Raw genomic sequence first — 24,532 nt, 5'->3', positions numbered from 1 at the left:
GAAACGCCCCGCCCCGTGCCAGTGCCATGGTCGAAGCCCTGCGCGGGCTGGGCTATTCACCTGCCACCGCCATTGCAGACCTTGTCGACAACAGCATTGCTGCCCGAGCCTCCGCTGTCGACATCCGGTTCGTCTGGAACGGGCCGGACAGCAGCATCTCGATAACCGACAATGGCGCAGGCATGGACGAGCAGATGCTGGATTCAGCGATGCGCCTTGGCGAAAGAAGCCCGCTCGAGCAGAGGGAGAAAGGCGATCTTGGCCGGTTCGGCCTAGGACTCAAGACGGCGTCATTTTCGCAGGCGCGGCGCCTGACTGTGGCATCAAGACGCGATGGCGCGACCTGCTCGCTGCGCTGGGACCTCGATGTTCTGCGTGACGACCCGACGGGGAGCTGGTCACTTCTGGAAGGACCCTCGCCCGGTTCTGAATCGCTGCTGATGCCTCTGGACGACATGCCCAGTGGAACAATGGTTCTGTGGGAGATCATGGACAGGATCGTGCCTGCCGGCTCCAGGGACCAGGATTTTCTGGTTGTGATAGACCGTATCGAAAGGCACCTTTCGATGGTCTTTCATCGTTATCTTGAAGGCCGCCGACTGGTTATCCGGATCAATGGCACGGCCATCCGCCCGTGGGACCCGTTTCTGCGCAGCCGCCCGGACACCTGGCGGTCGGGATTGGAATCGTTCCGGGTCAACGGCCATGGCATTGAGATGGAAGGCTTTGTCCTTCCCCACAAGGACCGGCTGTCACCAAAGGAATACGACGAGGCGGCCGGACCGGACGGATGGACGTCACAGCAGGGCTTTTACGTATACCGCAACGAGCGCCTTCTCGTTGCCGGGCACTGGCTTGGTCTCGGACAGGGCAGATCCTGGACCAAGGAAGAACCGTTCAGGCTTGCGCGCATCCGCCTCGACATTCCCAACAGTGCCGACGAGGACTGGAAGATCGACATCAGGAAATCGACAGCGCGACCGCCACTTGAGGCAAGGGCGCGCCTGTCGCTGTTTGCAGAAGACGTTCGCCAGCGTGCGCGCAAGGTCTTTGCGTTCCGGGGCAGACCGGAACGGTCTTTAGGTGCTGGACCGGTCTCGCCCGCCTGGCACGCGACGCATCTGACAGGCGGCCTGCGCTACCGGGTCGACCGCAATCATCCGGCTGTTGCCGCCGTACTCGAGAATGCAGGTGCACTGCGGGACGACGTCATCGCAATGCTGAGGGTTATCGAGGAGACGGTGCCGGTACAGCAGATCTGGCTCGATACGGCAGAGGCCAAAGAAACGCCGCGCACGGGTTTCCAGGGCGTACCGCCGGAAGAGGTCCAATCTGTCATGCAGATCGTCTTCAACAACCTTGTGAACCGGAAGGGGCTGACGGAAGAGCAGGCAAGACGCCAGCTCGCCGCCACCGAACCCTTCGACAGCTGGCCCGGCTTTGTCGAAACACTGCAATCCGTCACCAGAGGATAGGCCATTGAGCAACCAGAGTGTCATCAAGTTTGCGCAGGAGCTTCTGGTCAACGAGGATCCGGGCACGATCAGCCCGGCGATGATCAGCGCCAAGATCGATCAGGTGCTTGCGTTCCAGCCAGCGTGGCGCGAGGGATTCGACCAGGATGCAGTAATAGCCGAGCTGGTGAGACGCTTCAGCGTATGGGTCGGAACAGATTCCACCATACGCAACGATGAAGGCCACAGGGCGTGGCTGGAAGCTTCGCGCAAGAGCGACTGGCGATACTGGCAGCGGTATCGCGAGTATCTCGAGGCGCGAATGTCCATTGCTGCAGTCGATGGCCTTGACCGCTCCACCGACATGATCCTCGGGATGCTGGAGGATCCGTTGCGTGACGGAGCATGGGATCGACGGGGGCTGGTCGTGGGCCATGTCCAGTCGGGCAAGACCGGAAACTATACCGGCCTGATCTGCAAGGCAGCCGATGCGGGCTACAAGATCATCATCGTGCTGGCCGGTCTCCACAACAATCTGCGCTCGCAGACGCAGATGCGTCTCGACGAGGGGTTCCTTGGATATGAGACAAGGCCGATCGCTGACGATATCCGCGAGATTGGCGTCGGCCTCGTGGACCGCGATCCCTCGATCCGTCCCAACTACGTCACGAACCGCACCAACAATGGTGATTTCAGCACAGCCCGTGCCAATACGCTCGGCATCACGCCCGAGCAGAGGCCGTGGCTTTTCGTGGTCAAGAAGAACAAGACGGTGCTCGAGCGTCTGCTCGGCTGGGTGCGCCATCACGTTGCCGACGCGCAGGACGAGAACGGGCGCAAGATCGTCAAGCGGCTGCCGCTGCTGCTCATCGATGACGAGGCTGACCATGCCTCTGTAGATACAGGCGAGCAGATCTTTGACGAGGATGGCAACCCTGATCCAGAGCATCAGCCAACCGCGATAAACAGCCTTACCCGCAAGATCGTGCACACCTTCAGCCGGTCCGCATATGTCGGATACACTGCGACGCCGTTTGCCAACATCTTCATTCACGAGCGGGGAGAGACCAAAGAGGAAGGTCCAGATCTTTTTCCCTCCGCCTTCATCGTGAATCTGGCTGCTCCGTCGAGCTATGTCGGTCCGGCACAGATCTTCGGGCTCCGGTCGACAGCAGGACGCACGCCTGGCCTGCCACTTTACCGGGAGGTGGACGATCACATGTCGGAGGATGGCAGAAACGGATGGATGCCGCACACGCACAAAAACGGTTACGTGCCGCGTAGCGACCGCGAGACAGGCATTCCCGCAACGCTGGAGGCGGCAATCGACTCCTTCCTGATCGCCTGCGCGGTGCGGCGGCTGCGCGGCCAGGGGGATGCACACTCCTCGATGCTGGTGCATGTCACACGATTCACCTCCGTGCAGAAGATCGTGCACCAGAAGGTCGAGGAGTACATCCTGTCGCTGCGCCAGCGCCTTGGCCGCAAGATCGGACATGAAGACGCCGAGGCCCGTCTCGGGCAGCTGTGGTTCTCCGATTTCGTATCGACATGCGAGACTTCAGCTGAGAGTTTCGGAGCCCTGGCAGGTGATGCAGCACTTCCAGCCTGGCCGGATGTGCTCGAGGCAATCCGGCTCATCATCGCCGACATCGACGTCCGCATGATCAACGGCACGGCAAAGGATGCGCTTGACTATGCCGACCAGACAGGCCCCGGACTGAAGGTGATCGCGATTGGCGGCGACAAGCTTTCGCGTGGACTTACCCTTGAGGGCCTGTGTGTCAGCTACTTCCTGCGGACGTCGAAAATGTACGACACGCTCATGCAGATGGGACGCTGGTTCGGATACCGCCCCGGTTACATTGACCTTTGCCGGCTCTACACCACAGCTGAGCTGGCGGGCTGGTTCGGGCACATCGCAGACGCTGCCGAGGAGCTTCGCGAGGAATTCGATCTGATGGCTGGTTCTGGCGCCACCCCGCGGGAATACGGGCTGAAGGTCCAGTCACATCCAGTGCTGCTTGTCACGTCGCGGCTGAAGATGAGATCGGCCAAAAGCCTCATGCTTTCGTTCAGCGGGCAGATTTCCGAAACGATCACCCTCTTCACCGACAAAACGGTGCTGCAGCGCAATCTGGATGCTGCGACGGATCTCGTCCGCAGGCTCGGAGGAGGCAAGGACAATCCCGAACGGCAGCGGGGCGATGGCCTGCAGCGCTGGCAGGGGCGGCTCTGGGAAAAAGTCGCCGCCACCGAAGTCATTGCCTTCCTGAATTCGTACAGGACGCATCCGGACGCATACAAGGTCAACAGCGTCCTGCTCGCCGAGTTCATCACGAAAATGAATCTCGTCGACGAACTGACCAGCTGGACTGTCGTCGTCGTTGGCGGCGGGCGCGGCGTGTCGCATCCACTTGCCGAAGGTTTTGAGGTGGCCATGCTGAAACGGTCTTCCGATGGCGTGGAGGGGCGTTATTCGATTGGACGGCTGCTGTCACCGCGCGACGAGGCGCTCGATCTGGACGAAGATGAATGGAAAGAGGCCATGGCGATCACCAGGAGCGGCTGGAAGCCTGATCCTGCGCGGTCCCGATCCGCCGAGGCGCCCTCCGATCCTTCGGGACCGGCGATAAGGCGGGTCAGGGGTGAGGGCATCAACGGGCAAGGCGGACATCGCGAGCGCGGCCTGCTTCTGATCTATCTCCTTGACCCGGCCGAAGCAGGGGGGAACGTGCCCGCGGACCTTCCGCCGGTCGTCGCCTTCGGCATCAGCTTCCCTGCCAGCGAGTCCGGAACAAAGGTCGAGTACAAGGTGAACAACGTCGCATGGATGCAGGAGTATGGTGGTGCTGACTGATACCGGCGAACTGGAGGCCGCATGGAGCGCGCTCGCGGGTCAGAAAGCAGAGAAGGGCTTTCTGACGGTTGCACTTGGCCATTCACAACCCCGCTTCAGGGGCGGGATCGTTTTTCCTGAAGGAGGCGAGACGCTCCTTGTGGGCTTCAATGTCGATACCGCACCCGCGAAAGCCGAGCTGCCCGAAGGGAGCGGTTTCCGCGTCGAGACTGCGGGAGAGGCGCTGGCGCCGGGCTTCGGAGTATGGGTCTGCCTGATCCGTCAGACGGGAGCCGGCCGCGATCTTTTTGTCCAGATGTCGGCCGACATTGTCGCTGCGCTTTCCGCTACCTCCACGAAGTCGGACACCTGGCTGCTGGCGCTGATGCTTGCCCGCATCAGGGCGTGGCAGGATTTCATGCGCCGGCCAAAGCAGGACCGTCTTTCGCCGGAAGAAGAGATCGGTCTGTATGGCGAACTGGTCTTTCTTCGTGAATCGCTTGATGCAGGGGCCGTGCCCGACATCATGGTCCATTCATGGGCAGGCCCCCGGGGCGGACTTCAGGACTTCCAGAGCGACACCATAGGGATCGAGGTCAAGTCGACAACTTCGGTCAACGGCTTCCCGGCCCAGATCAGCTCGCTTGAACAGCTGGACGGTCTTTCCGGCCGGCCGGTTCTGCTTGCCGGTCTCCGGCTCTGCCAGCAGCAGACCGGCCAGACGCTGCCCGAGCTGGCTGATGCCCTGCGAGCCCGGGTCGCATCATCCCGGGATCTCGCTGCTTCCATGGACCGCGCACTGCTTCTCGCCGGTTATGACGGTTCCGCTGCAGCCCTCTATTCCCGCCGGTTCGATCTCGTGGACGTCCGCGTTTTCGAAATCGATGACAGTTTTCCCTGCCTGCTCAGAAGTTCAACTGATCCGGCAATCAGGGCAGCAGCCTATGAAGTCGATCTTGACCTGGTGAATGCGAATGTCATTTCACTGCCCGAAGCTCTGGCCCGTTACGGAGTGCTTTCCGCATGACCCTTCAGGAATTTCTGGTCCAGACCCAGAGCGAGGTGAATGCCCTCGTCAGTGACCGCATGACGGAAGGGGGATATCTCAAGGCGGAGGCTGCCTTTACCGACGTGGTCATGCAGCACATGGCCGAATGTGGCATGACGTTTGATCCCCGTGTTCTCCATATCGAACGCAAGGTCGGTGCTGCGACGCTGAAGCTGAATGGTTACGCCGTGTCGGACGAGGCCGACCAGGTCGACCTGTTCGTCACACTGTATTCGGGGGCCGATACGGTTCAGACCATATCGGACAGCGAGGTTGTCAAGGCAGCCGAGCAGTGCCTCAAATTCCTGGGCAGCTCTGCGGATGGCAAACTGGTGAAGGCGATAGATCCTTCAGATGATGCCTACGAGTTCAGTCTGACAATCCGGGACTGCTACGCCGATCTGGAGCAGGTCCGTGTCTACGTGCTGACTGATCGCCAGGCCAAGACCAGGACGTTCAAGCCGCGTGATGTCGCCGGAAAGTCGGTTCGGCTGGAGGTCATGGATATCGAACGCCTTCACCGGCACTGGTCGGAAGGAAAGCCGCGCGACGAACTGGTCGCCAGTTTTGAGGAGATCTGCGGCTCCCCGCTGCCGTGCGTCTACGTGCCTGGTGAAAACGAGGAATATGACTACGCGCTGACTGCTATTCCGGCAAATGCCCTGCGGATGCTCTACGACCGCTACGGAGCCCGGCTTCTCGAGGCAAATGTGAGGTCGTTCCTGAGCCAGACCGGGAAGGTGAACAAGGGAATCCGGGACACGCTGCGGGACACCCCCGAGCGTTTCATGGCCTACAACAACGGTATCGTGCTGATTGCAGACGAAGCAGGCCTTGCGCGTGCGGGTGACAGTTCGACCGGCCTTGCCTGGCTCAAGGGAATGCAGATCGTGAATGGTGGCCAGACCACCGCGTCAATCTATTTTACAAAGCGAAAGTACCCCGAAACGGATCTTAGCCGGGTCAGGGTTCCGGCAAAGGTGATAATCCTGCACCGGCACGACCCCGAGGCCGAGGAAATCCTGATTGGTGACATCTCCAGGTACGCCAACAGCCAGAACGCGGTGAAGGTTTCCGATCTCTCCGCCAACAAGCCGTTCCATGTCGAACTCGAGAAACTTGCCCTGTCGACCTACTGTCCGGATGGCGTTGGCCGCTGGTTCTATGAACGGGCCGCCGGCAGCTATAACGTCATGCTTGCGAGAGAAGGAACGACGCCGGGGAGACTGCGACAGATCCGGGATGCGGTGCCGCCAGCCAGAAAGATTACCAAGACCGATCTCGCCAAGTACATCCAGGCCTGGTCCGGCAGGCCGCATATCGTTTCGCTCGGCAGCCAGAAAAATTTCGAAAGGTTTATGGCCGAACCCGAAAGCACGGCAGCCGAGTCTCTGGATGTGGCGGGGTACAAGAAGCTGATTGCACAGGCGATCTTGTTCAAGGCAGCCCAGAAAGTGGTTCGAAATGGTGGCTTCAGCCAGGCCCAGGCAAACATAACCGCGTACACTGTGGCCTATCTTGCCGAGAAATGGCGCACCCGGCTTTCCCTGGAATCGATCTGGCAGCGCCAGGCAATTTCGCCGCAGCTGTCGAGCTTCATTTCGGAACTCGCTTCGAGAATGAACGAGGTGCTCCTTCAGACAGCCCGCGGCGCCCAGGTTTCCGAATGGGCAAAAAAAGAAGAATGCTGGGAGAAAGTGAAGCTTGCGTCGCTGCCGGCAATTCCTGATGGAGTGCCCGAGATGGCGCGTTAGGAGAAATCTATTGGCAGCCGGCACTGGGGTGCTTTCGGACATTTTCAGTGGAATAGTCTTCAAGCGGCTAAGCCCTGTCGAAGTCGATGCCGTACGGTCCAACCAGCATGAGTTTAACGGCTCCAGACCTCTGATCGAGCTGTTCGGCCGTGCACAGCCGCAGCGTCTGATTACCGATTTCTACTGGATGTCAAATGCCGGGCAGCTTCTGTCCGAAAAGGGCTTGTTGACGTGGTATGATGCAAGAGCACGCCATCCGACGCGGACGGAGTACCGACTGTACTACTATGACAATTCCGTAACCCGGAAGGCAGTTGCAGGAGATACCCTGCTCATTGGCCGCAAGCCCGATGGATCAACATTCCTCCTCATAGCGCCTCCGACAGGCGCCGCGGCAACGCGCATTGCTTGGCTATTCGGCATCGAAGTCGAGCCGGGCGCAGCTTTCGCTGCGCTCGATCTTGATGCTGCAGAGCGATCAGGACTCAGTACCGCATTCGGCGTGGGCGATCAGGAAGAGATGTCTATCTGGGAAATAGATGAAAGTGCGCGGTTGTCTGACGAACCTCCAGAATTGCGGAATTCCATTAGGATTTTGCAGAAAAAGCTCGGAGAACATGCCAACGGGCCAACGGCCAGCACATCGTCCACTTTTCAACCTGAAGAGTGAGGGAGCCGATCGCTAAACGCCAGACGTCGCTAACTCGAGAAAAGCCGGAAGCCTTCCTATACATTCTTTTGCGGGCGACAGTCCGTTCCGCAGGCGCGCAATCTGGACTGTCCCAAAACCTGCGTGGTGATAGCCATCTCTAGACGGATTATCCAACGGTGCTGCCAAGGGCCTCGCGGCCCCTCAACACTCGGTCAAGAGTTGAGGCTGAACGCCGCGATCGAGGCCGGTCGCCTTTTAGTCAGACTCTTTCCAATGCAGCATCGCGCAGAGGGCCGCTCTTTTCTCGCTTGGCGGCATCGATTGCTTGATGCGTCGCATATGGACCAAGCCATGCGCGAATTGTTACGTCCTTAGAGGTCATACTGCCCAAGGCGCTGAACATTGTATTGCTGATGGCTTGTTGCTGCGCGCGGAGGTGATCCTCCAGCAACTTGTGCCGCGAAATATACCCCGCATTCACGCCGGGGATGGCGTGGTTCATCAGCAGACGTGCGTCGAACTCGGAGACGCCCGCCGGGGTCGCAAGCGTTCTAAAGGTCTGGCGTAAGTCATTGCCCCACTTAGCAAGAACGGTCCGATCTTCCTTCTGTTCGGACAGATGGCCGCTATCGCTGTCCGCCGTGAAGAGCCAGTTCTTGGCCTCAGAGGGATAGAAATGGTGGGCAAAGCGGATCACGCGGACAAGGCAAAGGATCATCTGACGAGACAACGGAATGTCGAAGGCACGATCCGCGCCGCCCTTGGGCTGCGGTATGTGCAGTGTACGGCGACGCAGATCCAGATGGTGAGGCTGTGCCTCCATCAGCGCTGTTGGACGGCATCCAGAAAGCAGGGAGAACAGATGGAATTCTCGCCTGATAGGGTTCTGCAGCGCGGCTACTTGATGGAACCAATGGGGCAGATCGTCGAGTCCCATTGCCGTGCTGCGCCGCTTTTCTGAATTCCAATCTACGATGCTTGCCGGGTTATCGGCGGGGAGATAGCGATGGGCCCTGCGCGCATGATTGTAGACTGCGCGCAAGGTCCGCATGCTGCCGTTAGCGATATAGGGACCGTGCTCTTTAGTGATCTCGTCATGCCTGGTGATGACTTTGGCCGGATCCTCGGCGAGGTCTTGCAGGGGGGTATCTCGCCAATCCTTGAAGAGTCGTTCGACGTGGTCGCGATAGCCCTCGATCGTACCTACGCTTCGGCCTTTCCGGATCAAGTGTGCATCGCGATAACGCTCCCATGCTCGGCTGAGGGTGACACTTTCGGATGCTGCCTCCATGATATAATCCGCCTGTACCGTCTGGTTGTCCTGAGACAGCCTCGCACTGCCTAGTTCTTCGGTCGGCAAGCTAGGTTTCGGATCCGGGTGTTCCCCTTTGGAAATCTGCGCGAGGTATGTCTTTGCTGTTGTGCGTGCCTCGCGTGTGGACATCGTCTCTGCGTTACCGATCCGTACCGAGATAGACGCAACGCGCTTGCCGTCCTTCCGCAGGTCTCCTTGAACGGCGAATGTTTTGCTACGCCTCCCGACGATGACGTGGAACCCTTTGAGCTGGGTATCGCGGGCGCGATACTGTCCCGAACCAGGCGCCTTCAGATCGCTGACTGCCCTGTCGTTGATGAGGATACGTATGTCGGGCATAGCATGCTTCCTGAAAGTCTAGTTGACACCGCACTGAAGATTCAGCCGGTTTTTCAGCCGGTTTCAGATTCTCATAGGATAAGGTGTCGTGTCCACGCTAAAATTCGCGATTCTACGCAAGTAACTGAAATAAAAGATGCATTTTTAAATGCCAGAAAGAATTGGATATGTTCGGCGGATCGCATACGTAAACTACGAATCTGGGGGTCAGGAGTTCGAATCTCTTCGGGCGCGCCACTTCGGAATACGCTATTGGCGCCAAAATCGGCCGACGCTTCGATTAACCAGTCAGGTTGTCGAGTTAAGTGCACTGGACTGCACCCGTGCGTGAGACACGCTAACTTCTGTGACAGGTTGTCCCTGAGGATGACCGATGACGGAATGGCGATCCGGACGTTTCCGACGGCGTACAATTGAAGGCGATCAAGCGTGCGGAAGGCGGCGAAGGCGTTCTGCCTGTGGCACGCAAGCTCGGGATATCGCGCAAGCTCCTGCATGATTGGATCAAGGCGTGGAAGGCCCTTGGGCCTGAGGGGAGTCTAAGCAAAAAACGGATGCGGAGCGTCTCCCGTCCCTTTCGCCTTCATAACCGCCACGCACTCATCGATCTGCTGATCGGACATGTTCAGTCCGAATTCGCCACGCAGCACGTCCCTGAATTCGATCTCGGTTGCGAGCCAGCGCTTCTCCGCGTGCCCCTCCGCGTCGCGGACCGTGACACGCGCATTGTACATGGTGATCCGACTCCTGTTCGGTCCCGGCTTCGCCACGATGATGTTGCCCTGGTATGGCGCGTCCGGGTGGGTCGCGGTGTACCAGTTGGTGATCTCGTATTCGCCATCATAGCGCGGGTAAGGAATGACCCGGTAAATGTGCTGCCAGCCACGGTTGAGCAGCGCCTGGAGCGTCAGCTCGCCGCCAACATCGATAAAGCGCATGACCTCGTGCGGCGTCTCTTGTTCGATCTGCGGCGCAAGCAAGAGCGCGCAGGTCGGCGCGAGGTTGCCGAAGCCGACATCCGCAAGATAAATTCCCTCCGGCAACTCCACTTTTAACAGCATGTGGATGGCCGGGCGCGGCGCATCGATCGCCAGCCCGCGTACGACACGCCCTTGCAGGCTTGTGATCCTGTAGCCGAGCGACCAAAGTCCGGCCCGGAACAGCATGTTCTGTTCAAAGCAGTATCCGCCTCGCTTGCCGGCGATCATCTTGTGCTGAAGCGAAGGCACATCGAGCTTGGGCGGAAGCCCGAGCATGATATCCAGCGTTTCGTAGGCGATTGAATGCGAGTGCGCGAAAATAAGTCGATTCAAGGTCTCAAGCGTTGGTGTGACGGGCCCGGAATAGCCGATGCGCGCAAGCCAAGCGTTCTGATCGAATTGCGTGTCGGACATCTCGCGCACCTCCGCCGTTTCGCAACGCCGATATTACCAGTCTGGGTCCGACCGGGAAACATGCCAGAAGTCTAGCATGTCGATGAGGGTGGCTCGGTCCGAGTTGAGTTCGAGAACAGCTTGACACCTTTGAGACATGCCGACGGGCTCTGAGGAAGTCTCTTCCATCGAGCTCGAGCGGAAGCGGCCAGCCGACCGTAAAACGTCGCTATGGCCCATCGCGCCGTTCCCCGGATTGATCGGCCGCACTTGAAGGGTAAGCGGACCACGAAATCGGGAAGACAGCTGGCCATGTGGCGTAGTGCAAGATCGCAGTCCGTCGCTGGTTATTCGGCCGGATCGTTTGGGCGGCGGCCGCATCATAGCGCCACGGCGAAGCAATAGTGCCCATCTTCATCGGCCGCGGTGCGCCAACAATTTCAGATGTTTAGCTGAATCCCACCGTTTTCAAATGGCCGTTTTGAAACGGCTTTGCATCGTCGGATGGATTTGCGCGGTTGGGAGAACTGCAACAACGGATCGGGCGATCATCTGGCCCGAAACGTGTTGCGTTTATGTATGCGGCAGAACCAATTGCAAAATAAAATCAGTCGGCCTAATCTGAACCGATTGCACAATGCAATTAGATTGGGTGATGCCGTGTGAGGAACAGACAATGGCCAAGCTCGTGTTCGGAATGAACCAGTCGCTGGACGGCTACGTCGATCACACGGCCTTCGGGCCGAGCCCCGCGCTCTTCCGCCACTTCATCGAGGAGGCCGAGCGTCAGGCGGGCAGCATCTACGGTCGCCGCATGTATGAGATCATGCGCTACTGGGACGACGAGCATCCTGAATGGGATGCCGAGCGACTTGCCTACGCGGCGGCGTGGCGGCGCCAGCCGAAATGGGTCGTCTCACGCTCGATGAAGTCCGTCGGTCCCAACGCAAGGCTTGTCGAGGGCGATCTCGGGGACGCTATCCGAAAGCTGAAGGCCGAGCGCGACGGCGAGATCGAGGTCGCCGGCCCGGATTTGGCGCGAAGCCTCACCCAGCTGGGCCTGATCGACGAGTATCGGATCTACCTGCACCCGGTGGTGCTTGGCCACGGCAAGCCTTATTTCGCCGGACCCCGGCCGCCGCTCCGCCTGGTGGCTCATGACCGGATCGAGGATGTGATCAGGTTAGCCTACGCTCCCGCCTGATCTCCGTCGTCCGACGCGCCCTCCGCCAGACCGCTTATTCGAGGCCCGCAGTTCGAATCTTCGGACGCTATTCGTTCAAACGCCCACCCTGAAATGTCAGGGCAGGGCAGGGCGCGCCTATGCCGGGTAAGCCAGCGCCAGGATTCTGGGCGAGATGGTGAAGCGCACGGTCAACCGATTGCCGGACGAAGTGACTGCCTCGCCCGAGGTGAGATCGACGGCGATGTCCTCAAAGCCCAGCACGCGGCCGTCGAGCGGAAACGAGGCCTTGTAGACCGCCTCCTTGATCGCGAACAGAATGCGGCTGCCTATACGGGAATCAAGATCGCCCAGGCGGTCCTGCGGCGTCGCCACCATGCCCCGGAGGTCGTGCGGCAGGGGCAGGGCAGGTTCGACGTCGACGCCCACGCTTCTCATCGCGTCGGATCGCGCGGCGACCGCCACGGCAAGTTCGTCGTCATGCGCGATTGAACCGACGATACCTGCAGGCCAGATCGGGTTTCCCAATTGGCTCCGCAAGACGGCGAGATCCGCACAGCTCAGGCGCCGCAGCAATTCATGCGCGACCTGACGGCCTGATCCAGTGGCGGCGCGCGCCCTCTGTTCGCGCGTGGCGATGGAAGCGCCTTCCGCCGGCAGGATGTATTGCTCGTCGCCGGCACGAACAAGGCGGCAGCCGGTGACGAGGCCGGGCTGCGCGAGGCCGGCCAGCGCCTGCTCGACGGCGCTCTCGATGTCCGGTCGCGCGTCGTCCGGCCGTGTGATCACTTGCTGCTCAATTGGAGCACGGCAATCATCTCGCCATCCTCGTCCAGTTCCGTCTCGACGAAACCAAAGCCGGCATAGAGCCGGCGCGCCGCCTCGTTGTCCGGTTCGTAGCAGATCGAGACGCGACGTATGTGGCCGAGCAGGCCGATCTCCTCCAGCACCCCGGCAACCGCGGCACGGCCGAGGCCCTTGCCCTGTTCGCGGCGGTCGATCATGAAACGATAGATGATCGCCTCGTCATCGTCCTCCGGAGCGCTGTACATCAGGAATCCGACGACGCGCCCGGCCGCGACTACCGCGCGGGCGATGGCCTCATCATCCTCCCCGGCCTCTTCCAGCGAGTCGACATTCGAGGCGACGAAGCCTTGCTGCTCGGGCGTCAGCTCGAGCGCCAGGATCGCCGCGCGGTTATCTTCGCCTACGGGCCGCAGGACAACCGGGCGGTCGCCTGTCTGCGCGTCGGCCGAATGCGTCACTGTTTTTGCCCGATCTTGATCGCGCTCGCGTCGATCGGCGTCACCACGCCATAGAGCTTCGCCGGGTTGCCGCGCCACACGGTGTTGGGCTCCAGCACTTCGCCCTTCATGACGAAGCAATCGAGGTCCGCCACGGATCCCTCGCCCATTGCCACGGCGTAGTGGACGAAGGCGGCGGGGGCGAGCGTGCAGCCATTGCCGATGCGGATGTAGTCGGACTTGAACGCGCCTTCCTCCAGCGAATGCGCCTGGATGACGCAGCCCTCGTTGAGCGTCGCGTCGTCGCCGATCTCCACCAGCGACCGTTCGGTGATGATGCTTCCCCCGTCATAGACGCGCCGCCCGACCTTCACGCCCATCAGACGCAGGATCAGCGGCCTGAACGGGGTGCCGGTGAACAGGCCCATGATCGGCGAATCGGACAGTTTCCAATGGCGTTCGTGCCGCCAGAAGACCGGGTCGTAGATCGTGGCCATCCTGGGCTTCAGCCGGCGGAAACCGAGGCTGACGCGTTCCAGGAAGATGTAGAACGGAATCCCGATCACCGTGGTCAGCACCACCGCCACGAACAGCGCCGTCTGCTCCCACTCGTTGTAGTAGTTGAGCGCCCTGTCCCAGATGGCGAGCGTCAGGAACAGGATCAGCCATTGCGCGGCCAAGAACAGCAGCGCGGTGACCAGATTGTGAAGGTTCTTCAGCGGCAGCCGGCGGCGGCGCTCCTCGTCGGAGATCAAGCCGAGCAGCTCCTTGTCGCGATTGACCATGCGCGGGATTTCAAAGGGCGGCGACCCCAGCAGCCCGACATTCTCGCGCAAGGGGCCATCGACTGGTACATGCACCTTGGTTCCGAGCAGGCAATTGTCGCCGGTGCGGGAATCCGGCGAATAGATGATGTTGTTGCCGAAGAAGTTGCGCTCGCCGATCCGCGTGTGCTCGAGGCGGAAGGAGTTGGCGGACTTCTGCATGTTGACCATGAACAGGCCGTCGGAGACCATGGTTTCCGAGCCGATCTCGCTGAGCTGCGGGTTTTCATGCCGCTGGTTGGTGCCGAAATTCGACCCGGTCTGGTCCACCTTGTTCAGCCGCCAGCCGATGGCGCGCAAATAGTAGACGATGGCCGAGCTGTCGCCGAACAGCACGTTCAGCAGTCGCACGTTGCTGACCAGCTCCAGCATCGATTGCAGCCAGTAGTGGAAGCCGTAGAGCGAATAGTCCCGGCCGGGTTTCAGCATGAGGTTGAACAACCGGGGCACGATGGCCGCCAGCAGCACGCCGCCGATGATGAAGCCCGCCACCGTCACCGTGGTGCCGATCGCCACGATGCCGATGGTCTCCTGATAGTCGTCGCCGATATTCTCCCAATAGGTGTGGAACAGAAGCGGGAACGGCGTGACGATGGCGAAGAGGATGAAGAGCTGGATCGCCTCGTAGATGATCCGGCGCGCGTGCGACAGCGGCACGTTGGGAACCGTGCAATAGTCAGCCTCGGTCGGAATCGCCGGCGATCCGTGCCAGCGCTCGCCGGCAGGGATCGCCTGTCCGCGGTGCAGCGACGAAGCGTGGCCCAGCTGGGCGCCGTCGCCGATGCGGGTGTCGATGTCCAACGTTGAGCCGACGCCGACGAAAGCGTTGTGGCCGATGTCGAGCGGGCCGGTGTGGATGTAGCCCGCCTGGGCGCGGAAGCCCAGGATCATGGTATCCTTGCGCAGGATCGAGTTGTCGCCGATGCTGATCAGGTCGGTGCAGACCGGAACGGAACGGCACTCGATAACCGTGCGGTTGCCGAGCCGGGCGCCGAGCAGGCGCAAATAGAGGCTGTACAGCGGGCTGCCGCGGAACAGCACCACCGGCGCGCTGCGGACCAGTGTCTTGACGATCCAGAAGCGATAATAACGCCAGCCCCAGATCGGGAACGTCTCGGCCTTCCAGCGGCCGACCAGCAGCCATTTGGCGATGATGGCAAAGCCGCTGAGCCCGAAGAACACGCTGGCGGACAAGAGAACGCAGCGCAGATAGAGCTGCACCGGGTCGTCCAGCGCGTCATAGACCCAGTTGAGCCCGTCATTGATCGCCCAGAGCGAGGCATAGCTGTAGAGCGCGTAGAACAGCAGCTGCCCAAAGCCCGTGCTCCAATAGGCAAAGCTGGAAGCCCGATGCATCAGCATCGGCTCGCTCGCGGCAACCGCGGCCGTCTGCGGCGCACGCAGATGCTCCGCGAGCTTCGCGACCGTGGGATGCAGGTAGACGTCGCGCATCGAGGTCGTCGACCAGGCCTTGCGGGAGCGGATGCGCGCGCAGAATCGCGCCATCAACAGCGAGTTCGCGCCGAGGTCGTCGAAGAAGTGGTCTTCGATGGAGATGTCCTCGAATTTCAGCACATCCTGCAGCGTGTCGACCAGGAACCTCTCGTCCTCGTTGCGCGGGTCGATCATCGCATGGCCGGCCGCGACGCGCGCGCTGGTCGGCTTTGGCAGCTTCCTCAGGTCGACCTTGTTGGAGACGGTCATCGGGATCGCCGGCAACTGCTCCAGATAGGCCGGGACCATATAGTCGGGCAGCCGCAGCTTGAGTTCCCGCACGAGCATGGTACGATCAACGCTGTCGCCGCCGCTCCTGGGGGCGTAATAGGCGACCAGTTCCGTGCGCTCAGGCTCGATCTCCCACGTCGTGACCGCCGCCTGCGCGATGCCCGGCTGTTCCAGCAGCACGGCCTCGATCTCGCCCAGCTCGATGCGGTAGCCGCGGATTTTCACCTGCGTGTCGATGCGGCCGTGATACTCGATGTCGCCCTTGTCGTTGATGCGGCCGAGATCGCCCGTCCGGTAGATGCGGCCGCTGGGATTGTTCGGCAGGCCGATGAAATCCTTGATGAATCGCTGTTCGGTGAGCTCCGGCCGGTTGAGATAGCCTACCGCAACGCCCATGCCGCCGATGCAGATCTCGCCCAGCAGGTCGCCGGTCAGCACCTTCGGCTTTTCGGGGTCGAGAACAGCTATCGAATAGGTGGGCAGCGGCCTGCCGATCGTCACCGGTTCGTCTGGCGCCAGCAAGGCCATGGTGGCAGTGACCGTCGCCTCGGTCGGGCCATAGGTGTTCAGGATCTGGCGGCCGGGCTTCGCCCAGCGCACCACGAGCTTTTGCGAGCAGGCTTCGCCGCCGACCAGGATCGTGCGCAGGCTGGGCGCGTCACTCTCGATCGACGACAAAAGCGTCGGGCTGCAGGCCATGCAGGTGATATGATGCTCGCGCAGGAAGCTGGCCAGCTCCTCGCCCACGAGGGGCTGCTGGCCGGGCGCCGGCACGACCGTGGCGCCGGCGGCAAAAGGCACCCAGATCTCCTCCGAGGAGAAGTCGAAGGCGATGGTCATGCCCTGATACACGCGGTCGCCCGGCTGGTAACCGTAGGATGCTGCGGCGACGCGGATGAAGTTGCAGAAACTCTGATGCGTGATGACCACGCCTTTCGGCTTGCCCGTGGTGCCGGACGTGTAGAGAATGTAGCAGGTCTGGTCCTGGCTGCCCTCCGGCAGGGGCGCCGTTTCCGGCTTGAGAGCGATTTCGGATTCCGCCGAGTCGATCGAGATATGCGGAACCGGCAGGCGCGCCACGCGCGCGGCATAACCGGAGACGCTGATCACCATCGTGACATTGGCGTCCTCGATGATCATCACCATGCGATCTTCGGGGAAGGCGGTGGCTAAAGGGACGAAGGCCGCCCCGGCCTTCATCACGGCAAGGATAGCGATATAGGTTTCGGCGGAGCGGTCCAGCAAAAGGCCTACCCTGTCGCCCGGCTTCACGCCACGCTCGATCAGCAGATGCGCGAACTGGTTGGCACGGCTGTTCAGCTCGCGGTATGACCAGGGCCGGCCGCCGGAAATCACCGCCGGCGCCGCGTCGAAGCGGCTCGCCAGATCGCCGAAGAAGCGGTCGAGCCTCTCATGCGGCTCGCCCTTATGGATGAAATCGGGGCCGATCAGGATCTGATCGCGCGGTGGCGATTCCGTCACGACTTTGGCTTTGGGCGCGTTTTTCTTGGCGGGCTTGCTTGCTACATTCAGAGACATTGGAGGACCCGCGAGCGCGTGATGGCTCGCACTATGCCGTGATTGGCGAAAAGACAATTGGCTGACGATGATGGGCCAGTTGATTTGCCTTTGCGGCGGATTTGAGATGGCGTCCCGATCGGCAATTCATGCTACGCGACGTTCACGATGATGTGACGGAGCTCCGCCGACCTCCTCGCGCGAAGGCGTATCGTTTTGCGCGCGCTCGGCGGGATCGTCTCCGCCGGCAGCGGCTCGATCAGCTCGCGGATGCGTCGCAGCTCAATCGGCAAGCAAGCAGATATCCGCCTCGACGACGCAATAAGGGACGTGCCGGAAATCGCGGATGCGGGCGACCTCTTCGCCGCGCCAGTCGATCAGCATGAAGCCGCGCACCGCATCGTGCGCCTGCGGGTTGCGGATCAGGATCGCCGGCTGGCCGTCGACGAAGCCGAGCGACAGCGCCCAGTCTCCGATACGGTCGTAATTGCCGAAATAGGTCGAGGCTTCCTTCTTGCCGTTGAGGCGGGCGCGATTGAGGACGTCGACCTGGATGTCCTCGGCGATCAGCGTCCTCACCCCGTCGAGATCGCGAGCATTGAACAGGTCTATGTAGCGGCGCAGCCGGCGCTCTTCTTCCGGATCGAGCTTCGGCACCGCCACGTCGTCCGGTGCCGATGCCAGCGCCTTCAGCTCCGCCCGGCCGCGATGCAGTGCCGCCTTGGTGGCGGCTAAAGTCGCGCCCGTCACCTCGCAGGTCTCATGCAGACTGAGGCCGAGCACATCGACCAGGATCACGGCGCTGCGCTGCGCCAGCGTGAGCCGCATGAAGCTGCGCAGGCTCGCCGCCGCCGCCAGCCTCGCCTCCGCGTCGGCGGAGAGATCTTCTATTTCGGTCATGTCGGCCTCGGTCATGCGCGAGCGCTCCCGCTGGCGGCGGCGCAGATGATCCTGCGCCGCATTATGGGCGATGCGGAACAGCCACTGCTCGGGACGCTCGAGCGTGGCGCCGCCATCGTGAGCAGCAAGCGCCTTCACCACCGCCTCCTGCACGATGTCCTCGCCCTCGATTGCCGAGCCGGCCATGCGGGCGGCATAGCGGTGCAATTTCGGCCGCAGGCCGACAAGCATGGCCTCAAGCGCCGCGCGGTCGAATTTCGCTGTGCTCATCGTCCTGGTTCTCTCAGTCGGCGGTTCGCCGGGCGATACCGCGCCCCCGGTCAGGCCGGCACGGTCTCGTCGGTGTTCGCCAGCATATGATAATTGCCGACGATCTTCGCCGGCGACCGGACCAGCGGTGTCGAGCGCCGCTCGGCGTGATCGGCGCCGAAGGCCTTGAAAGCGTCGAGCCCGGTCAGCGCCGAACTGTCATTTTCATAACCGACGATGTGGACGAATTCGCCGTTGTCGAGCTCGAGCACGAGATAGCGCACGGATTGCGGCTTCGCTTCATCCAACGCCTCGAACACCTTTGTCACCAGCGCCCGGTTCTCGGCGATGCTGGCGTCCTTCACGCCGTAGCGGATGAGATTGTAGGTCATGGTCGTCTCCTGTTTGCGATCTGCGTGAGGAAGACGTTCCATGGCCTCCAAAGGATTCCCCGGCCCGGGTCTTATCTTTTTGATCGTCTCCGGCGATCAGCCGGTTCCGCCGATCATGGACACGATCGTGTCGTCGCCGGCCGATTGCGGCCGCATCCGGCCTCGGGCCAACTCGATCGACAGTTTGCATAGGGCTGAGTTGACGGGCGTCGCCATGCCGTGCAGCCGCCCGAGAAGCACGATCTCGCCGTTGAGGAAGTCGGTCTCGAGGGAGCCGGTCCCGCGCACGATGCTCTGCAGCGTCGAGGAGCCGACACGCGTTCGGCCGGGGATGGCGGTTATGGTCAATTCCTCGCGCGCCATGGCGTCGGTCTTGTCCCAGTCGATCCCGGCGGCGGTGAGCACCGCCTCGGCTTCGGCGCGCGCCTTGGCATACCATTTCCGCTGCAGCTCGGTCTCGCCCAGCGCCGCGTCGATGATGTTGCGAAGGTTGGCGAGCAGCTTGCGGTACTTGCTGCTCATCACATTGTCCCTGGGGTCGGCGATGAAACCGGAGGCGCTCAGAACCCCGCACAGTTTCTCGACTGTGTCGTCGTTTCCGGAAGGATAGCGGCCGATATCGAAGGCGCCGATCTTGGGCGCGAAATAGGCCGCGACCTGACCGGGCGTGTCGTAATCGGCCGGCAGCATGACCGTCGCGCCATAGACATTGGCGAAGAAACGCAAGGCCAGCGCCTCGTTGGCGACGCCGTTCTGGAAGCAGCACACCGGCTGCGCCGTGACACCGGCGGCGTTGAGCCGTTGCAGCGCCCCGAGCGTATCAGGCGTTTTCATCGTCAGCAGCACGACATCGTCCGGCTCGAAGGAAATCTCTGACGGGTCGGCATGGGCGGGAAAGCGCGCGGTCCTTGTGCCTTGCGGGGTGGAAAGCGACAGTCCCGAGGCGCGGATGGTATCGAGCTGCCTGCCGCGGGCGATGCCGAGCACCGTGTGGCCTGAAAAGCTCAGCTGGGCCGCGATAGCGCCGCCGATGGCGCCGATCCCATAGACGATGATGCGCATGCTGTTCCCGTCATGATTGGAGTTGGGACTTCAGTCGAGTTGACCGAAAAAGCCTACAGCGTTGTCGCCGAGGCGGCGACCATCCGCGCCCTCCGTTCACGCAATCGTGGCCGCCGCCGCCCGCCCGGCGCTGCGCCCCGAAAAAATGCAGCCGCCGAGAAAGGTGCCTTCCAGCGCCGCATAGCCATGCACGCCGCCGCCGCCGAAGCCGGCGACCTCGCCCACCGCATAAAGCCCCGGCACCGGCTGGCCGGCGGCATTGAGCACGCGGCTATCGAGGTCGGTCTGCAGCCCGCCCAGCGTCTTGCGGGTCAGGATGTTGAGGCGCACCGCGATCAGCGGGCCGTTCGCCGGATCGAGCATCTTGTGCGGCTTGGCGGTGCGGATCAGCCTGTCACCGAGATAGGAGCGCGCACCGCGCAGCGCGGTGATCTGCGCATCCTTGGAGAACGGATTGTCGAGCTGACTGTCGCGGGCGCGGATCTCGCGCTCGACCTGGGCGACCTCCAGCAGCGGCTCGCCGCCGGCCAGCGCGTTCATGCGCGCCACCAGTTTCGCAAGATCGGCCTCGACGATGAAATCCTCGCCCTTTTCCATGAACGCTTTCACCGGGGCGGGAATTCCCGACGTCGCGCGGCCCAGCACCTGCCGCCAGCTTTTGCCAGTGAGATCGGGGTTCTGCTCGGAGCCCGACAGTGCGAACTCCTTCTGGATGATCTTCTTGGTCAGGATGAACCAGGAATAGTCGAAGCCGGTGCTCATGATGTGGCTGAGCGTGCCCAGCGTGTCGAAGCCCGGATAGAGCGGCGCCGGCAGCCTTTTGCCGCGCGCGTCGAGCCAAAGCGAGGAGGGGCCGGGCAGGATGCGGATCGCGTGCTCGGTCCAGATCGGCGCCCAGTTCCTGATGCCCTCGACATAGTGCCACATGCGGTCGCGATTGATGACCCTTCCGCCGGCCGCCTCGGTGATCGCCAGCATGCGGCCGTCGACATGGTCCGGCACGCCGGTGATCATCCGCTTCGGCGGCGCGCCCAGCCGCTGCGGCCAGTTCTGGCGCACCAGCTCGTGATTGCCGCCGATGCCGCCGGAGGCGACGATCACCGCTTGCGCATGGAGCTCGAAATCGCCGGCCATGTCACGAGAACTCTTGCGGCCGCGCTCCACCGTGCTTGGCTGCAAGATGTCGCCACGTACGCCGCTGACCGTGTCGCCGCTGCGGACAATCTCGGTGACCCGGTGACGGAACCTGAACTCGACCAGCCCGCGCTTCTGCGCCTCACGCACGCGCAGCACGAAAGGCTCGAGCACGCCAGGCCCGGTGCCCCAGGTGATGTGGAAGCGCGGCACCGAATTGCCGTGGCCAGTCGCATTGCCGCCGCCGCGCTCGGCCCAGCCGACCACGGGGAAGAATTTCGTGCCGCGCTCGATCAGCCAGGAGCGCTTCTCGCCTGCGGCGAAGCCGACATAGGCCTCCGCCCATTTGCGCGGCCAGAAATCCTCCGGCCCGTCGAAGGCGGCCGTGCCCATCCAGTCCTCGAGCGCGAGGTCGTGCGAATCGCGGATGCGCATGCGCCGCTGCTCCGGCGAATCGACCAGGAACAACCCGCCGAATGACCAGAAGGCCTGGCCGCCCAGCGACTGTTCCGGCTCCTGGTCGACGATGATGATTTTCTTTCCGGCCTCCGCCAACTCCGTCGCGGCGACGAGGCCGGCCAGCCCCGCGCCGACAATGATCACGTCCGCGTCAGCCATTTTCCCTCCCAGAACCAGCCGGCAAGCTTATTGCAAAGCCTCAGACGGGCTCCCAGCCGTCTTTGTCGCCGGCGCGGAAGATGGCGTCGATGACTTTCTGGTTGAGGACCGATTCCTCCAGCGTGAAGACGCGGTCCTTGCCGCCCTGCGCGGCGCGCACGAAGGCCTCGCACTCCAGCCGGTACTGCTGCGTGCCGGGGAAGCGGAACACCTGCGCCTCGCTGTGGTTCTGGTTGTGCAGCTCGATGCGGTGGTGGTCGTAAAGGCCTGCATTAAACGGGGCGAAAACCTCGATGAAGCCCTTCTCGCCGTGGAACACCATCGACTGCCGCGCCGCCATCTGCGTCGACAGGTAGAAGGACAGCTCGAAATCGCCGAAATCGGCGCGGATCGAGGAATAGATGTCGGTGCCGAACGTCTTGTCGCGCTCGATCGTCGCCTGCACCCGCAGCGGCTCCTTGCCGGTCGAAAAGCGCGTCGACACGGTCGGATAGACGCCGATGTCGGGCAGCGCGCCGCCGCCGAGATCGAGCTGGTTGCGCATGTTCTTGGGGTCGACATTGTAATAGGAAAACGCGCCCTGCACATGGCGCAGCCGGCCGATGGCGCCGCTTGCGATCAGGTCGCGCACCTTGATCCATTGTGGGTGGTAGACGACCATGAAGGCCTCGCAGACCAGCACCTTCTTCTCGTCGCGCAGCCTGATCAGCGGCGGAATGTCCTTGGCGTCGAGCGCCAGCGGTTTTTCCACCAGCACATGCTTCCCGGCCTCGATCGCTTTTGCCGTCCATTCGACATGCTGGGAGGTGGGCAGCGGGATGTAGACGCCGTCGACCTCCTCGGAGGCGAGCAGTTCCTCATAGGAGCCGAAGGCATGACGGGCGCCGAAACGCTCGCCCAGCGCCTTGGCCTTCGACAGGTCGCGGCTGGCGATCGCCGACAGGACGCCGTTCTCCGACTCCACGATTGCCGGCAAAAGCTGCTCGCGGCCGATCTTCGCCGTCGACAGAACACCCCATCGGAACATCACGCTTCTCCGTGTCGGTTTACAGGCGACGAGGTTTGCCTGAAATCGGCGGAAAAGCCAATGCGTGAGGCGGCGCGCCCTTCCTCGCCCCACGCAGTGGGCTACGGCATGCACACATTTCCAAGCGGCTGGTCTTGGCAACGGCGTGCATGGCAGCTTGGCGCATGCATTGTCTTATGCTGCGCTGGTCGACCCCCACTCCGTCTCGGCTTCGCCGAGCCACCTCTCCCCCGATCGACGGGGTAGAGGAAAGGCGCCAAGCTTTTTGCCGTCAACGCCCGTCCAGCAACGCTCCCTTCCTTTCCCTCCGGAGGGGGGAAAGGTGGCGCTGCGAAGCAGCGACGGATTGGGGGAACAACGTGGCAATCAAGCCTCAGGTCGATCAGTCACGCCAGTCACAGAAGATGTGTGCATAGCGTAGACGAAGTGGGGAGAGTTGACCGCGCAGCGGACGGAGAGGGGGCAGCGCTGCCCTTTGCGATTGCAGCAGACCTCCCGCGTTAACCGAATCGGAAGGAGATGTTTAACGCTTCGTCTCTATGTCCGGCCCGGGGAGGCACAACAGAGCGAGCATGATGAACGATAGCCCCGAAAAGCGAAACGAATGGCGTGCCATCTTCTATGTGCAGGCGCGCGTCGCCATCCTGTTTGTGCCGGTTGTGCTCAGCCTTCTCCTCATCGGCATCTTCGCCGGCAATGAGCGCAAATCCGTGCCCGATGCCGTCGATTCGACCGTGACGAGCTCGGTGCGCTGAACAAGGCGTCGCCCGGCCGGCTTGCCCTGCACCGTCAAACAAACTTTGGGATCGGGCCGTTCTGCGGCGTCGTGTCTTCGCCGAGATCGATGAACACCTCGTCGACGAAGCACCAGCCCCAGCCTTCCGGCGGGTCGTAGCCCTCGATGATCGGATGCTGCGTGGCATGAAAATGCTTTGTCGCGTGGCGGTTGGGCGAGTCGTCGCAGCAGCCGACATGGCCGCAGGTCCGGCAGAGCCTCAAATGCACCCACCACGAGCCGCTCTTCAGGCATTCCTCGCAGCCGAGCGCGCTCGGCGTGACCTTTTTGATGTCCTTCGTATGCCTGCATTCGTCCATCATGGTCTCCTGGGCGGTTTGGCCTGTTGGTTCTAGAGCGTGATCCCGAAAAGTGGGAACCGGTTTTCGGAGAAAGATCATGCTCCAACAAGAGTTGGACCGTGATGGCGATTCAACGAACCGCCGTCACGGTCTAGCGGCGCCGTCCCGCGCCAGATAGGCATGCAGCGCCGCAACCACCTGCGCGCCTTCGCCGACGGCGGCTGCGACGCGCTTGGTCGAGCCGCAGCGCACGTCGCCGATGGCGAACACGCCGCTGCGGCTGGTCTCCATCGGCCCATGCCCCGGTGTCGTGTCCGGCCAGGTGCGCACGAAACCTTTGGCATCCAGCGCCACGTTGCAGTTCGCCAGCCAATCGGTGTTCGGGTCGGCGCCGATGAACAGGAAGAGGTGGCGGATTGCGCGCGTCGTCTCCTCGCCGGTCGCCCGGTTGCGCCAGTGCAGCCGCTCGAGATTGCCCTCATGGCCCTCCAGCGCTGCCACCTCGGTCTCGGTCAGCACCTCGATGTTGGGCTGCGCCGCGATGCGCTCGACCAGATAGCGCGACATGGTGGCATCGAGGCTGTCGCGGCGCGCCAGCAGCGTCACCTTGCGCACCTGGCTTGCCAGATAGACGGCCGCCTGTCCCGCCGAATTGCCGGCGCCCACCAGCGCCACCTCCTGATCCTGGCAAAGCCTGGCCTCGATCGGCGAGGCCCAGTAATGCACCGAGGTGCCCTCGAACTGCGCGAGGTTGGCGATATCGAGGCGGCGGTAGCGCGCGCCGCTGGCGATCACCACAGCGCGT

General features: G+C 62.2%; 19 protein-coding genes. 7 read left to right on the top strand and 12 right to left on the bottom strand.

The window, feature by feature from the left end:
- Nucleotides 1-26: 26 nt before the first annotated feature.
- From LB526_RS21930 to LB526_RS21910, 5 genes are read left to right on the top strand one after another with little or no spacing between them, the layout of a single operon-like run.
- Nucleotides 27-1,475 (top strand): ATP-binding protein, encoded by a 1,449-nt coding sequence (locus LB526_RS21930; RefSeq protein ID WP_224629817.1) that lies wholly within the window; start codon nt 27-29, stop codon nt 1,473-1,475.
- Between the two features lie 4 nt (nt 1,476-1,479).
- Complete coding sequence (locus tag LB526_RS21925) at nt 1,480-4,314, top strand: Z1 domain-containing protein (RefSeq protein WP_224629816.1); 2,835 nt, start codon at nt 1,480-1,482, stop codon at nt 4,312-4,314.
- Nucleotides 4,298-5,320, top strand: coding sequence for a PD-(D/E)XK motif protein (locus LB526_RS21920; RefSeq protein ID WP_224629815.1), 1,023 nt, complete (start codon nt 4,298-4,300; stop codon nt 5,318-5,320). The genes LB526_RS21925 and LB526_RS21920 overlap by 17 nt, the downstream gene beginning before the upstream one ends.
- Complete coding sequence (locus tag LB526_RS21915; protein WP_224629814.1) at nt 5,317-7,095, top strand: AIPR family protein; 1,779 nt, start codon at nt 5,317-5,319, stop codon at nt 7,093-7,095. The genes LB526_RS21920 and LB526_RS21915 overlap by 4 nt, the downstream gene beginning before the upstream one ends.
- A gap of 10 nt (nt 7,096-7,105) precedes the next feature.
- Nucleotides 7,106-7,765 carry a hypothetical protein gene (locus LB526_RS21910; RefSeq protein WP_224629813.1) on the top strand — a complete coding sequence of 220 codons (660 nt, stop codon included), beginning with the start codon at nt 7,106-7,108 and terminating at the stop codon, nt 7,763-7,765.
- Between the two features lie 241 nt (nt 7,766-8,006).
- Here LB526_RS21910 and LB526_RS21905 read toward each other — a convergent pair whose 3' ends face one another.
- Complete coding sequence (locus LB526_RS21905) at nt 8,007-9,401, bottom strand: integrase arm-type DNA-binding domain-containing protein (RefSeq protein ID WP_224629812.1); 1,395 nt, start codon at nt 9,399-9,401, stop codon at nt 8,007-8,009.
- A 539-nt stretch (nt 9,402-9,940) separates the two neighbouring features.
- The gene (locus LB526_RS21895) at nt 9,941-10,795 is read right to left on the bottom strand and encodes an arylamine N-acetyltransferase family protein (protein ID WP_224629811.1); all 855 of its coding nucleotides are present in this window, start codon (nt 10,793-10,795) and stop codon (nt 9,941-9,943) included.
- 655 nt (nt 10,796-11,450) lie between these two features.
- Here LB526_RS21895 and LB526_RS21890 point away from each other — a divergent pair.
- Nucleotides 11,451-11,978 carry a dihydrofolate reductase family protein gene (locus tag LB526_RS21890; protein WP_224629810.1) on the top strand — a complete coding sequence of 176 codons (528 nt, stop codon included), beginning with the start codon at nt 11,451-11,453 and terminating at the stop codon, nt 11,976-11,978.
- Between the two features lie 117 nt (nt 11,979-12,095).
- On the opposite strand, the gene LB526_RS21885 is transcribed toward LB526_RS21890, so the two are convergent.
- The 8 genes from LB526_RS21885 to LB526_RS21850 all read right to left on the bottom strand — a co-directional run bounded on the left by LB526_RS21885 (nt 12,096) and on the right by LB526_RS21850 (nt 22,650).
- Nucleotides 12,096-12,746, bottom strand: a complete 651-nt coding sequence (locus LB526_RS21885; RefSeq protein ID WP_224629809.1) for a 4'-phosphopantetheinyl transferase — start codon at nt 12,744-12,746, stop codon at nt 12,096-12,098.
- Nucleotides 12,743-13,222 carry a GNAT family N-acetyltransferase gene (locus tag LB526_RS21880; RefSeq protein ID WP_224629808.1) on the bottom strand — a complete coding sequence of 160 codons (480 nt, stop codon included), beginning with the start codon at nt 13,220-13,222 and terminating at the stop codon, nt 12,743-12,745. The genes LB526_RS21885 and LB526_RS21880 overlap by 4 nt, the downstream gene beginning before the upstream one ends.
- On the bottom strand, nt 13,219-17,232 hold the full coding sequence (locus tag LB526_RS21875) for a Pls/PosA family non-ribosomal peptide synthetase (protein WP_224629807.1): 4,014 nt from the start codon (nt 17,230-17,232) through the stop codon (nt 13,219-13,221). Before LB526_RS21875 ends, LB526_RS21880 begins: the two co-directional genes overlap by 4 nt.
- Nucleotides 17,233-17,550: 318 nt before the next feature.
- Entirely contained in the window at nt 17,551-18,438 is an 888-nt protein-coding gene (locus tag LB526_RS21870; RefSeq protein WP_224629806.1) for an RNA polymerase sigma factor, read from the bottom strand.
- A gap of 50 nt (nt 18,439-18,488) precedes the next feature.
- Nucleotides 18,489-18,809 carry a hypothetical protein gene (locus LB526_RS21865; RefSeq protein ID WP_224629805.1) on the bottom strand — a complete coding sequence of 107 codons (321 nt, stop codon included), beginning with the start codon at nt 18,807-18,809 and terminating at the stop codon, nt 18,489-18,491.
- 96 nt (nt 18,810-18,905) lie between these two features.
- Nucleotides 18,906-19,871 (bottom strand): ketopantoate reductase family protein, encoded by a 966-nt coding sequence (locus LB526_RS21860; protein ID WP_224629804.1) that lies wholly within the window; start codon nt 19,869-19,871, stop codon nt 18,906-18,908.
- A 96-nt stretch (nt 19,872-19,967) separates the two neighbouring features.
- A complete protein-coding gene (locus tag LB526_RS21855; protein WP_224629803.1) occupies nt 19,968-21,623 on the bottom strand; it encodes an FAD-binding dehydrogenase in 1,656 nt (551 codons plus the stop codon).
- A gap of 40 nt (nt 21,624-21,663) precedes the next feature.
- Entirely contained in the window at nt 21,664-22,650 is a 987-nt protein-coding gene (locus LB526_RS21850) for a Gfo/Idh/MocA family protein (protein ID WP_224629802.1), read from the bottom strand.
- Nucleotides 22,651-23,222: 572 nt separating this feature from the next.
- Between LB526_RS21850 and LB526_RS21845 the strand changes: the two genes are divergently transcribed.
- Nucleotides 23,223-23,405 (top strand): hypothetical protein, encoded by a 183-nt coding sequence (locus LB526_RS21845; protein WP_224629801.1) that lies wholly within the window; start codon nt 23,223-23,225, stop codon nt 23,403-23,405.
- A gap of 34 nt (nt 23,406-23,439) precedes the next feature.
- Here the strand turns inward: LB526_RS21845 and LB526_RS21840 are convergent, their stop codons facing one another.
- Nucleotides 23,440-23,748, bottom strand: a complete 309-nt coding sequence (locus LB526_RS21840) for a UBP-type zinc finger domain-containing protein (RefSeq protein ID WP_224629800.1) — start codon at nt 23,746-23,748, stop codon at nt 23,440-23,442.
- A gap of 123 nt (nt 23,749-23,871) precedes the next feature.
- Nucleotides 23,872-24,522, bottom strand: coding sequence for an NAD(P)/FAD-dependent oxidoreductase (locus LB526_RS29835; RefSeq protein ID WP_411967941.1), 651 nt, complete (start codon nt 24,520-24,522; stop codon nt 23,872-23,874).
- Between the last annotated feature and the right edge of the window lie 10 nt (nt 24,523-24,532).

It is taken from the genome of Mesorhizobium sp. CA6, from assembly GCF_020165035.1.
Classification (GTDB): domain Bacteria; phylum Pseudomonadota; class Alphaproteobacteria; order Rhizobiales; family Rhizobiaceae; genus Mesorhizobium.
The sequence above is the reverse complement of the archived record's forward strand: the minus strand, read 5'-3'. Positions and strand labels throughout refer to the sequence as shown.